This is a genomic window from Paenibacillus sp. S-38 (genome assembly GCF_049942825.1).
Classification (GTDB): domain Bacteria; phylum Bacillota; class Bacilli; order Paenibacillales; family NBRC-103111; genus Paenibacillus_G.
This window is the reverse complement of sequence record NZ_CP187970.1, coordinates 2,597,663-2,610,590: the sequence shown is the minus strand read 5'-3', so window position 1 is coordinate 2,610,590 and position 12,928 is coordinate 2,597,663. Positions and strand designations below refer to the sequence as shown.

Sequence of the window (12,928 nt, the reverse complement as noted above, 5' to 3'; positions counted from 1 at the left end):
TTTCTCATATGGCACCGCTTAGCCTTTGACCGCCCCGATCATCATGCCGGAAATAAAATAGCGCTGCAGCCACGGATACACGAGCAGAATCGGAATGGTAGCAAACATAATGCTCGCCGCTTTCATGCTCTCGGGAATCGGTACGGTCGCGCTCATGCCTTCGGTAGCCATGGCATCGCTCATCTGATTGCTGATGACGAGCTGGTACAGCTTAAGCTGAATGGGATACATGTTCTGGTCCGTGATGTAGAACAGCGCATCCATGAAGCCGTTCCAGCGGCCGACGGCGTAGAACAGGCTCAGCGTCGCCAGCACAGGCAGGGACAGCGGCAGCACAATGCGGACCAGGATGCCGAAGTGGGAGCAGCCGTCCATCCGTGCCGACTCCTCAAGCTCCTCGGGAATCGAGGAGAAGAACGATTTCAGAATGATCAGGTAGAACGCGTTGATCATCCCGGGAAGCACCAGCGCCCAGATCGTGTTGGTGAGCTTCAGCGACTTGACAAGGAGATACTCAGGTATCAGGCCGCCGCTGAAGAACATGGTGAACAGGATGGTCAGCAGGAAGAAATCCCGGCCCCTCAATTTTTTCTTCGTCAGCGGGTAGGCCGCACAGATGGTCATCACCATGCAGATCAGCGTAAAGAGGACGACCAGCCCGATCGTAAAGAACAGCGAGTTGAACATCTTGACGTCCTTCAGCACCGTCTCGTAGGCCAGGGTGCTCCATTCGACGGGAACCACCGTCACTTGATTCGACAGGATGGCATCATTGGAGCTGAGCGAAACGGAGGCCAGGTGCAGAATGGGTACAAGACAAAGGAACGATGCGGCCGTGACGACGGCGAGGATTAGTATGTCGATCAATCGGTCGCTGACGGACGTTTTCATGGCGGATCCCCTCCCTTCACCAGATGCCCTGGTCGGTCACTTTCTTGGAAATGTAGTTGGAGGCGAGCAGGAAAATGAGGCCTACCACCGCCTGGAACAAACCGATGGCTGTCGCAATGGAGAATCGCGCCGACTGGACGCCCACCTTGTAGACGAAGGTGCTGATCACGTCGGACACGTCGGTCACTAGCGGATTGCCCAGCACGAACGGCCGTTCAAAGCCGATGCTGGCCATATGTCCGATGTTGATAATGAGCAGAATCATAATGGTCGGCTTGATGCTGGGGAGAGTGATGCTCCATATTTTCCTCAGCCGTCCGGCCCCGTCCACGTCCGCCGCCTCGTACAGCTCCTTGTTGATGCCTGTCAGAGCGGCAAGGTAGATGATGGTGCCCCAACCCGCATTCTGCCACACACCGGTCCCTACATAAGTCATGATCCAGTACGTTGGCTCCGTCAGGAAGGGAATCGCTCCAATGCCGGACACCTTCAGCAGATGGTTGACCAGACCGGTGTTGGTGGACAGAAGCTGATACACCATGCCCCCGATAATGACCCAGGAAATAAAATGCGGTAAATAAAGGATCGTCTGGGCCCCTTTCTTGAACCAGGGGATGCGGACTTCATTCAGCAATAAGGCAAGCACGATCGGGGTCGGAAAGGAAACCGCCAGATCGAGCAGGTTGAGCAGGAACGTGTTGCGCAGCACCTTATAGAAATCCTGCATGGCAAATATTTCGCGGAAGGCGGCAAGTCCCGCCCATGGGCTGCTCCAGATGCCCTCGAACATGTTGAACTCCTTGAAGGCGATCGTGACCCCATACATCGGGATGTACTTGAATACCAGAAAGTAAAGCATCGGCAGCGCCAGGAGCGCATATAACTGCCAATCCTGCCCCGGTACAAAGCGGCTTCTTTTCTTCACGGATACGGGCACGAACGATTCGGCGGGCAGGACGTTATCCTGCGCTGCAGGTCTCTTGCCTTGCATAGGCTTCCTCCTTTTCTTCGGTTGGTGTCTCCACAGTAAACCAAGCCGCCGCAGACGAGCAATTCACATAAATCGCCCGCTTATCGAAAAGGTATAAAGCGCTTTCAATTACAGGAATTAACCTTTGCGATCACTTAACCTAACCGCACTAACGCCGCGTCATCAAGGCCTGTATCCGAAAAAAACAGCGCCGGTTAACCGTCCGCCCGCTTGCGGTAATGGCCCGGGGGCTGCCCGAACATATTCTTGAACGCGCGGTGAAACGAGATGACGTGGACATAACCGACCTTCTCCGCGATGTCCTGAACCGGAAGTGACGTATGGAGCAGCAGCTTCTGCGCTTCCTCCAGCCGGACCCTGAGCATGTAATCGATGAATTTCTCGCCGAACTCCTCCTTGAAGAGCCTGCTCAGGTAGCGCGGGTTCATCTCGAACCGGTCGCTGATTTGGTTCAGGGACAGATTGGGGTCCGCGTAATGCTTCTCAATATATTCCTTCACCTGGCCGATCAGCGCGTAATTGTTTTTGACCGAGCGCAGCGACCGGACACGGTCCTCCATCCCGGTCAGCACCGAGCCGAGCCGTGCGCTCCATTCCTCCAGGGTCTCCGAGCCTCCGGCGATTCGCTCGAGCTCGGGCATCATTTCGTCTTGAACAAGCCGCCCCACTTCGCCCGACATATCGATCATCTCTTTGTGCAAATGATAAATCATGTAACTCGTTACCGTTTCGATATCCTTCTGCGAGAACCGCCCCTTCTTCAGCTCTTGGTAGAGCTGGAGCAGATGCTGGTGCCACTTTCCGTCGCCGGTACGCAGGGACTTCGCCAGCGTCCTGCAGGACTGGAGATGGGGGAAGATGCGCCCCTTCGCCTTGGACTGCAGATCGCCGCCGCCGATCATCGCCCCCACGCCGAAGACCGGCTTATACGAGATGTGCTCCTTGGCTTCCGCATACGAGCGGACCGCCTCGTCCGGAGAGTGGGCCTCCGAGCCGATGCCCGCCGACACCGTAAAGCCCAGGTTGTCCGCCGTCCACTCCTGCAGCTTGCTCACTGCGTCCCTTACCCGTTCCTGGTTCACACCGCCGTCCTGATAGAAGAGGATCGTCATCTGCTGCGGCTCCAGCCATTCGTTCCACACATAGAGTCCTTCGCTCTGGGCGATCTCCTGAAGCACATTGCTGAGCACGAAGGTAAGCAGATACCGGTCGGAGGCATGGTAAGCGGCGGCGAAGTGGGAAAACCGGTCGATCTCCACCACCGCCGCCGTTAACCGCTCGAAGTCGGGCCGCAGCTGCAGCTTCGCCATTTGTTCCCGCCACTGCACCATCGGCATCGCCTTATGCCCTTCGAGCCAATCGAACAGCGTCTGCCTCCTGCGGAGGAGCAGATCATCCTGATGCAGCTGCTCGTACTGTCCGGCCCTCTCGAGCAGTCCGTCGATCGCCGCCTCGATGAACTTCAGTTCGTCCTTCTCGGCATGCCCTACCAGCTCGCCGCTCTTGCGCTTGGTATAGTTCCGGATGCGGCCGGCGATCGTCTGGATCGGCTTGTAATTGCGGTGGGTGATATAGGTAAACCAGAGGAGGCCGCAGGCGGTCACGACGATCCCGACGATCATCCACATCTCATTCAGCCCGGACAGCAGGGACAGCTTCCTGTCCCCGGGCCCAACCGACACATACGTCCAACCCGTATAGTCCGATCGGGTATGGACGGAAGCGTCCCCTTCCGGGGCAGGAGGCTTAGCGGCTGCCCCGCCTTCAAAGGTATCTCCGCCGCTGCCCAGAAGCAGCACAGGACCGGCATCAAACCCGTTCAATTCCTTGACGAAACGAAGCAGGGCCTGCACCCGGATATTGACCACAATCATGCCCTGCTTCTCCCCGCTGTAGGGATACAGCTTGGCCAGCGAGACCACACGCTCTTCACCGTTTTCATGAATGAATTCCTTGAACGTTCGGGGGTCGGTCCACACCTTCCCGTTCCCTGCGGCCCGGTAAGCAGCTTCCAGGAAGGAACGGTCCCCGAATTGGTCCAGCGCCGAGAGGCCGCTTCTCGACAGCACCATACCGGAGTTTGGATTGTATAAGTAGATGGAGTTGGAGAAGGGGAGAATGGAGGATAGCTCCTCCATATTCTGGGATATTCGGAAATAGTCGTACAGCGCTTGATCCCCGGAAGCGGTAAAAAAATCAGCAAGGGAACGGTTCATATTCATTTCCTTGACCACCATCCGTTCCGCCGATTTCATGTTGGCGTCGATGGCCTGAAGGACCTTCACGGCGATCGCCTCGTTCATCATCCGGAGCTGGTTCTGGGCGGAGCCGCTGAGCACGGAATAAAAGGAAAAAATCAAAACGGAGATCACTACAAAAAAGATCGGCGTGTAGGACAACAGCATCCGGTAATACAGATTCATCCTCATCCTGATTCATCCTCCTGGGCCTTATTGGTCCTGAACAATGCCCCGTCCTCTCTCTCCTTCCAACACCTGGCTGCCCGCGGCATTTCAATTTTTTCCCTAGCTTACCACTTTGAAGCGCTTCCATCAATGTCTTTCCGGTGGCAGGTTCATGCCCAAAAAGGACCTGCATTGCGCAGATCCTAGGGGGCGGGGCCTCCCGCTGTCTCGGGTTTGGTTGATCGGGCTGCGTGCTTCAGTCCGACACATTGCAGGCCGAAACCCATGGCAGGCCGGCCTCCGTCACAACGGGTTCCCTCCTCGATGCTCCTTCCGGAACTCCAGCGGGGTATGGCCGGTGGCCGACTTGAACACCCGGTTGAAGTGCCGGATATTCGAGAAGCCCGATGCCTCCGCGATGGAAGCGATCTTCTCCGGGGAATACAGGAGCCGCTTCTTCGCCTCCTCCACCCGCAGGTTCGTCAAATATTCAATGAAGGACACCCCGGTCCGGGTCTTGAACAAGGTGCTGAGGTAGGAGGGGTTCAGGTACACTCTCTCGGCCGCCCCGCTCAGCGTAATCGGCTCCGCATAGTGCTCGCGGATATACGCCAGCACGGCCACCACCGGATGGACGGCCGCCCCCGCCCTGCGGGAGGACAGGACGGCGGCGAGCCGGCCGATGATCTCCCCGAACGCCGCCGTGAGCTCTGACCGCGAGGAGATCGAGCACAGCTCCGCGAGCACCTGCTTGATCTCCCTCGCCTCGAGCCATGCCTGCACGCAGTCCCGCTTTACCGCTGTCTCGTAGAAGTGCAGCACGGTCTTGCAGACCTGCTGCTGGATCGCGCCCGGATCGGCGCTGCGGCCGAAGAGCTCGCCGGCCCACTGGCGGGCGGCGGCCTCCGCGTTCCCGGCGCGGCCTTCTAGGACCGCCTCCTCGAGCAGGCGCCAGTCGCTGCCGGGCAGCTCCGCCTTCCGCCCCCCGTTCCCGGCGGTGGCCTCGTAGGTCAGCACGCGGTCGCCGCCCTGCACCAGCCGGTAGAGCAGCGCCACCTCCGCTTCGGCGAACGAACGCGCCGCCGATTCCAGGTCGCCTGCGGCTCCGCCCACCCCAATGGTGACGGTCAGGCTCGACAGCGTCCGGATCTGGTGGCACACGCGCTTCGCCAGGCGGACGACTTCCTCCCCCTCCCCCGCTTCATGGTTCAGCAGCGCGACCACCTTCGAGTCCCCCGAGATGAAGAGCTCCCCGCGCATCCGCGGGGGAATGAGCTCCTGCACGAACTGGGAGATGAACAGCGCGAAGAGCGAGGGATCGGCCAGCGAATACCGGCTCTCCGCAACCGAATCGCGGTCGAGATGGGCCACACAGCACGTCCAGGCGGGATAGGGGAAGCTCAGGCCCACGCGGTCCAGCAGCTCCAGCTCCTCCGCATGGATCGTGCCCGCCACCAGTGAAGACAGAATGTGCTGTCGGAGCTGCTGACGCACCTGCTTCTCCTCCTGGTCTTCCTCTGTAGACTCCCGCCTTCTGGCATGCTCCTCCAGCCACTCTTCCTTGAGCTTCGCCAGCGTGCCGAAGAGCTCTTCCCTCTCGGGGGGCTTCATAAGATAATCCTTGGCCCCCATCTTCAGCGACTCCCGGGCATAGGCAAAATCGCTGTAGCCGCTCATCACGATGCAGCGCACCCCGGGGTAATGCTCCTTGATGATGGACTGCAGCTGAATGCCGTCCATCCGGGGCATCCGGATATCCGTGATCACCACGTCGGGCAGGCAGGCTTCCATCCGCTCCAGCGCCTCCACCCCGTCCCTCGCCGTACCGGCGACCGTCCAGTCGGGCGCCAGGTCTGCCAGCAGATGTTCGAGCCCTCTGCGGAAGACCGATTCGTCATCAACGATCAATAAGGTCGGCATACCGTTCATCCCCCCTCGTTCTATCCGGGTCCCCGTCTTCTCTTAGGCTGACCAGAGGAAGCAGCAGGCTGACGCTCGTGCCGCTCCCCGGTCCGCTGTCGACGGTCAGCCCATACTGGTTCCCGTACCGCAGAGCAATCCGCCGGTGGACATTCACCAGCCCGTGCCCGCCGGGGCCTTCCGGCAGCGGTGCTTCATGAATTCTTCTCCGCAGCTCCTGCAGCCGGAGAGGCTCCATGCCGGGGCCGTCATCCACAACGGTGATCCTCATGCAGCCGTTCTCCCGGACGGCCCTGAGCCGGATCGTGCCGCTTCCCCAGTCCTTTTCGAAGCCGTGGATGATGCAGTTCTCGACGATCGGCTGCAGGATCAGGCGGATCACCGCGAAGCCGAGGAGCTCCTCCCCGATCTCGGTGATGAAGGTCAGCCGCTCCTCATACCGAATGCCCTGAATCGCCATGTACCCGTTCACATGCTCGAGCTCCTGCGACAGAGGCACCTCATGCCGGTTGCTGCCGATGCTGTAGCGCAGCAGACGGCTCAGGGTATTCGTCATCTTGACAACCTCCCGGCTGCCGCCAAGCTCGGCATACATCGAGATGGAACCGAGCGTGTTGTACAGAAAATGCGGATTAATCTGGCTCTGCAGCGCCGCCATCTGGGAATCCTTCTCCCGGATCTCCGACTCGTAGAGCCGGTAGCCGAGATCGCTGAGGCGCGAGACCATCAGGTTGAACGTCTGGCTGAGCTGCCCGACCTCGTCCCTGCTCTCGATCGGTACGGATACGCCGAGTTCCCCGCGCTCCACCCGCTTCATGACGCTGCGCAGGCGGCTGATGGGCCGGGTAATGCGCAGCGACAGCCAGACCGAGAGCACGAGGCCCAGCAGCAGGCAGAGCAGGCCGATGCCGATAATCGAACGGCGCACGCTCTCGGTCTCCTGCAGGAGCGCCGTCAGGGGGACCGTCTTCACCGTTGTCCAGCCCGTGACGTCGGAGGTCCGGTACGTCATCAGCTCCTCGCGGCCCCCGCGGCTGACGGTCAGCGTCCCTGCTCCCCGGTAGCCCGCCAGCGACTCCGCCTGTAAACGGGAGCCCTTCGCATAGACGATGGACCCTTGGCCGTCTACGAGCGCCACGTCCTCGGATGGTGAAGTAGACATCTGATCGAGCTTGCTCCGGACGCTGCGGATCTCCACGTCCAGTACGATATAGCCGAGGTCCTCGCCGGTCTCCAGGCTTCGAAGCTTACGGGCCAGAGAAAAGACTTCGAACGGAGCCCCGCCGGTGGATCTCACTTCATGCAGTCCGATATACACACCACGGCCGGTGCGGGAGGCCGCCTCCGCCCAGGGCTCCTGCCTCCAACCGGACGCGGAGAAGTGAGCGGCGCTGTCCGGCCGCAGCACATATGCGGCCCCCCGCTCCCCGTAGAGGTACATCCCCACCACATCGACACGCCCGTTCGTGAACACGAGCTTGACGAGCTCCTCGAGGGCAGCCCGCTCGTCGAACGAGGGAGGCCTGCCTTCCGGCCGTGGAGTCGCCAGAAACCGCATCACCTCCGGCAGCTGGTACGGCAGCGTCGACAGCAGGCCGAGTTCCTTCATATAAGTATCGATATTGGCCGTCAGCTCCCGGACGGCATCCCCTTGATATTTGCCGACATTGCGCTGGATGGAGGCCGAGTAACCCAGATAGCTGACCGTGCTCGCGACGAGCAGGGGCAGAGAGATCAGGACCAGGCTCACGATCATGAATTTGTGGAGCAGCGGCTGCCGGTGCAGCAGATCGCGAAGATGCTTTGTTCTCATGGCCTCGGCTCCCCTGCATTCTCTACGATCGTCCGCTTCAGCCCCTCCAGCACTTCGGCCGGCGTCCGCTTCCCGGCCAGCATCAGCTCGAAGCTGCGCTGGGCCGCCGCATTGATCCGCCCCTGCCTGGGACTCTTCGGATAATACACCGTATATTCGGCGGCCGCCGCATAGTCGGACCGGTGCCGCAGCGCCCGGAAGTCCGGCGATTCGAGCGCATGGAAGGCCGCCGGAATATGCCCGGCTCTCGCCCAGTCGGCCCCGTGCTGCGCCACCCAGTTCGCGAACCGGGTGGCGGCGGTCCGCCGCTTGGGATCCTTGATCATCCCCGCTGGAAAAGCCAAGGTGTGCGAATCCCCCCAGGAGGCAGGCCGGTCATACAGGGTGGGGAAGGGCACGACGCCGAAGTCGAGCTCCGGCAGCTTTTCGAAGATGCCCGTCCCCCATACGCCGAGGAACAGCACAGCGGCCTGGCCTTCGGAGAAGAGCTTCACGGCATCGGAGACGTCCGGCGGGATCAGCCCGCCGGCATACAGGCTCCGGACATACTGAAGAGCGCGGAGCGCTGCAGCGTCATTCAAAGCCAAGCTTCCGTCATCGGTATACATCTCCCTGCCGCCGTCGATTTGGTTATAGAGCGACCACCACAACCAATAAGCGTCGATCCGCATGCTGGGCATGGCCAGCGGCGCCACCTCCTTCGGCACGCGCTCCCGGAGAGTCTCAAGAAACCGGGTGAAGCCTTCCTCCCCTTGTACGAGCTTCGGTTTCCCTTCACCGGTCAGCAGCTCCGCTTCCCTCAGCCACCGCTTGTTGTAGTACATGACGTAAAAATGGGTGTCGAGCGGAACCGCGTAATGCCTGCCGTCCGCCACGGTGGCTTCGACAACTGCCGGGTTGTAGTCCCCCCAGCGGATTCCCGCGCTCCCGGCCTCCCCGTCGATGGCGTCCAGGAATCCGGCCGCCTGCAGCTGGGCGAACTGTGAGGCGTGCACCACTGCCACATCCGGTGCTTCCTCCGTCACAATGGAGGTCGTCAGCTTCGTGTAATAGTCTTCAGATTTATTGTTGATGAGATCCACCGTCACCCCGTCCGCGTTTTCCTGATTGTAGCGCTTCACCAGATCGATCATATACAAGCCGTCCCCGCCGCTGAAGGGGGTCCAGAACGTGATTTTCGTAGTCGCGCTTTCATTAGCAGCCGGCAGCGGCCCCTCCTGCGTCCCCGAGCCCAGGCATCCACCCGTCCCCAAAGCGACTGCCGTGAGGAGTAAGGCACTGCGGCACAGCCTTCCTATGCGTGTCATGTGTCAACCTCCGCAACCCAGTCTCACTTTGATGATTGGAACCTTAAGCATAGCCGATCCTCCGCAGCATTGTACATGGCACGGGGTTGGTAAATATGGACATATTTTTAGGTGGCGAAGCCCCATTCCATGCTGGGATAGGTATGGCAAAAAAGCCAAGCGAACGCCCATCCGCTTGGCTTCTTGAATCCGCTGCTCCGAGGCGAACCCGGCCGCCCATAACCGGCCGCCCAGGTCTTCCCGGATCCTCCGTCCGGACGCGAGGGGAATTAGAATGATGTGGCTGTTTCCGCCGGCAGCCCCTTGTCCTGGACAGCGGGCCTCGTTCACTGCCCCGGGTATTGCTCGTACCTGCCCCGGCTGCCGGCCTGGGACTGCGTTGCCCGGGTTACAACCCGTCGTTGATCCGTTTGATGATCTCGAGCGGGATCTTCGGCTTACGGTCGTAGGTGAGCAGTCCGTTGATCTCCTGCTCGACATCCGTCAGCTGGGTATAGCAGTAGCCCTGCACGACCGGGGACTCCAGCAGCGGCTGGATCACGCTGCGCAGGCGCCGCTCGAAGTCCTCCTCGTTCTCCGCGCCCGAGTAGCCCCAGCCCTCCCAATCGCTCTTCTTGAAGGCAATGCCTCCGAATTCCGTGACGATGATCGGCTGCCCGGCATACGGGAAGCCCTCGACCGCCAGGCGCCGGTTGGCCGGCATGGCGGAGACCGCCTTGTCCGCAGTGCTGTACCGCTCCTGAAGCACCTCCCTGCGCCACTCGTAATCGTGAATATTGAAGAGATCGGTCGTGACCATCTCCCACCCGTCATTAGATACGACCGGACGCATCTCATCGATCGATTTGGTCAGATGGTACATCGCCAGAGCGTGCTGCTGCTGCCGCTTGTCGATCTGGATGTTCGGCACCCCCCAGCTCTCGTTGAGCGGAACCCAGGCCACGATGGACGGGTGGTTGTAATCCCGCTCCACCGACTCCAGCCACTCGCGGGTGAAGCGGTGCACATACTCCTCCGAGTATTCATACGCATTGGCCGCCTCGCTCCAGACAAGCAGGCCGAGCCGGTCGCACCAGTACAGGTAGCGCGGGTCTTCGAGCTTCTGGTGCTTGCGCGCCCCGTTAAAGCCCATCGCCTTCGTCAGCTCCACATCCTGCCGGATCGCGGCGTCGCTTGGAGGGGTCAGGTTGCCGTCCGGGAAGTAGCCCTGATCAAGCACCAGCTTCATCGTATACGGTCGGTTGTTGATGCAGAGCTTCCCGTCTTCGACCGATACCTTCCGCATGCCGAAGTAGCTCTTGACCGTATCCACTACGCTCTCCCCGTCGAGTAGGGTGAACGTCACATCGTACAGGTTCGGATGCTCCGGCGTCCACCAGCCGCCGAGCCCGTGGTCGTTGAAGTCCTCAAGCCGGATACTGCGGGTATGCCGGCTGCCCGTAATGCGGTATACATCTTCCGCTGCCGGCTTCCCGTCGAACGAGATGTCCACCTTCAGCCGCAGATTCCCGCTCTGCTCAGCCCCCTGGATGAAGCTGCGAATCTCAATGGACTTGCGGTCGATATCCGGCGTCATCCGGACCTTCTCCAGATGGACGGGGGATACCGCCTCCATCCAGACCGTCTGCCAGATCCCCGTGGTCCGGGTGTAAAAAATGCTTGCCGAATCCATCAGCCAGTACTGCTTGCCCCTCGGCAGCGTGACATCCCGGCTGAAGTCGGAGGCCTTGACGACCAGCACGTTGTCCCCGTCCTGCGCTTTCAGGGCCTCCGTTATATCCGCATGAAACGGAGTATGGCCGCCCTCATGCCGCGCCACGAGCGTACCGTTCACCCAGACCGAAGCCTCGTAATCCACCGCGCCGAAGTGAAGCAGGATGCGGCGTCCGGCGAACGTCTCCGGCACGGTCAGCTTCCTGCGGTACCAGACGATGTCATGGAAGTCCGGGTCTCCGATGCCGCTCAGCTTGCTCTGGAAGGCGAACGGCACCTGGATCCGCTTGGTCAACTCCCTGGAGCCGGTGTGCCAGCGCTCCCGGTCCCCTGCCTGCTCGTCGTCGAAGTCGAACTCCCACTCTCCATTGAGATGAATCCACTGGTCTCTTACAAACTGCGGGCGCGGATGCTCCGCTCGAAGATGGTCCGTCATCTGCTTCTCCTCCATTAGTTTCCCCGTAGGTTAATTAATTAACAGTTTATAACGTTTTCACACCCCTATTATGCCTTCCATCCTCCGAATACGTCAACCAAAAGTTGATTAATTAACTTTTGAGGAATATAATAAAAGATGATTAGAGGCTTTGCTGTCCTTGAAGGACCGTGCTCGTGTCAAAATCACACCCGAAAGGCTTACCCTACATGAACATTCCCGTGAACAGCCGTCATATGTCCCTGCTCGAATGCTTCGGCTCCGAGACCCGTGTGCGGATGATTGAGCTGCTTGGCATGCAGCCGATGAACATCAAGGAGCTGGCGGATACGCTCGAGCTCTCTTCCGCCATTATCACCAAACACATTCAGAAGCTGGAGGAGAACGGGATCGTTGGAACGGAGAGTATCTCCGGCACCCGGGGCCGGCGCAAGGTCTGCTATCTCATCCCGGACTCCATCGTGCTCCAGCTGAAGAGCCCGGAGCCGCAGCCGGAGCAGGAGGAACGCAACGGCTATGCCGTCTCGATCCCTGTCGGCCAGTACGAGCGCTGCAGCGTGAAACCGACCTGCGGCCTAGCCTCGGAGTCCGGTGTCATTGGCATGGTGGACGACCCCCGGTATTTTTCCGACCCGGAGCACGTGAAGGCGAAGCATCTCTGGTTCGCCTCCGGCTTCATCGAATACCGCATCCCGAACTATCTCGTCGGCAGACAAACCGTCCGCAGCTTCTCCCTGTCGCTCGAGATCTGCTCCGAAGCGCCCGGCTATAACGAGCACTGGCCTTCCGATATCACCTTCTCGCTGGTGGACACGGTGCTCGGCACCTGGACCTGTCCCGGAGACTTCGGCAGCACGCCCGGCGTCCATACGCCGAAGTGGTGGAATCTCGGGACGCAGCACGGTCTGCTGAAGACGGTCACCATAGACGAACGCGGCACCTATCTCGACGGGGTCCGGCTGTCCGGACTGACTTCCGCGGACCTTGCCATTGGAACCGGGGAAGATCTTCTCTTTCGCATCGCCTGCCCCGAGACGGCCGAGCATCCCGGCGGCGTCAGCCTCTTTGGCCGGCACTTCGGCCATTATGACCAGGAGATTGAGGTCCGGATCCGTTACGAAGCTTAGCGGAAGGCGGCTTTGCGGGCAGCGCTTCGCAGGGGAGCCCCCCTCAAGATGAGATTTTCCAATATGTAAGACCCCTTGCAGACGACGAGGTTGATAGATTCGGGGTGAAAGCGCGGCACCGTGTGGAGCTGACGAATAAGGGGATCCGGGCGGCACCGCTCACCCGAACCGCCGCCCAGGGTTCCTCCGCCCCGCGAAGTTGCGCGCCCCACCTGACAGCAGCGCGGCATCATCCAACCGGCAGGGCCCCGGCGTTCCGCGGCCAGCACCGCACGCTGGGCGGCGCATCGCCAAAAAGCCGTGCAGATGCTTTCTCCTGCACGGC

Annotated in this window: 8 protein-coding genes; 1 reads left to right on the top strand and 7 read right to left on the bottom strand. The window is 60.5% G+C overall.

Annotated features, from left to right (window positions below; translation table 11 throughout):
- Window positions 1-18: 18 nt before the first annotated feature.
- From ACP26L_RS11995 to ACP26L_RS11965, 7 genes are all read right to left on the bottom strand, one after another.
- A complete protein-coding gene (locus ACP26L_RS11995) occupies window positions 19-891 on the bottom strand; it encodes a carbohydrate ABC transporter permease (RefSeq protein ID WP_426452745.1) in 873 nt (290 codons plus the stop codon).
- Between the two features lie 16 nt (window positions 892-907).
- A complete protein-coding gene (locus ACP26L_RS11990; RefSeq protein ID WP_426452744.1) occupies window positions 908-1,882 on the bottom strand; it encodes an ABC transporter permease in 975 nt (324 codons plus the stop codon).
- A gap of 194 nt (window positions 1,883-2,076) precedes the next feature.
- Entirely contained in the window at window positions 2,077-4,311 is a 2,235-nt protein-coding gene (locus ACP26L_RS11985) for a helix-turn-helix domain-containing protein (protein WP_426452743.1), read from the bottom strand.
- Between the two features lie 279 nt (window positions 4,312-4,590).
- Entirely contained in the window at window positions 4,591-6,207 is a 1,617-nt protein-coding gene (locus ACP26L_RS11980) for a response regulator (protein WP_426452742.1), read from the bottom strand.
- Entirely contained in the window at window positions 6,185-8,020 is a 1,836-nt protein-coding gene (locus ACP26L_RS11975) for a cache domain-containing sensor histidine kinase (protein ID WP_426452741.1), read from the bottom strand. Before ACP26L_RS11975 ends, ACP26L_RS11980 begins: the two co-directional genes overlap by 23 nt.
- Complete coding sequence (locus ACP26L_RS11970) at window positions 8,017-9,327, bottom strand: extracellular solute-binding protein (RefSeq protein ID WP_426452740.1); 1,311 nt, start codon at window positions 9,325-9,327, stop codon at window positions 8,017-8,019. Before ACP26L_RS11970 ends, ACP26L_RS11975 begins: the two co-directional genes overlap by 4 nt.
- A 388-nt stretch (window positions 9,328-9,715) precedes the next feature.
- On the bottom strand, window positions 9,716-11,491 hold the full coding sequence (locus ACP26L_RS11965) for a glycoside hydrolase family 2 protein (RefSeq protein WP_426452739.1): 1,776 nt from the start codon (window positions 11,489-11,491) through the stop codon (window positions 9,716-9,718).
- Between the two features lie 194 nt (window positions 11,492-11,685).
- Here ACP26L_RS11965 and ACP26L_RS11960 point away from each other — a divergent pair, with 194 nt between their 5' ends.
- Complete coding sequence (locus tag ACP26L_RS11960; protein ID WP_426452738.1) at window positions 11,686-12,603, top strand: ArsR/SmtB family transcription factor; 918 nt, start codon at window positions 11,686-11,688, stop codon at window positions 12,601-12,603.
- Window positions 12,604-12,928 lie beyond the last annotated feature (325 nt).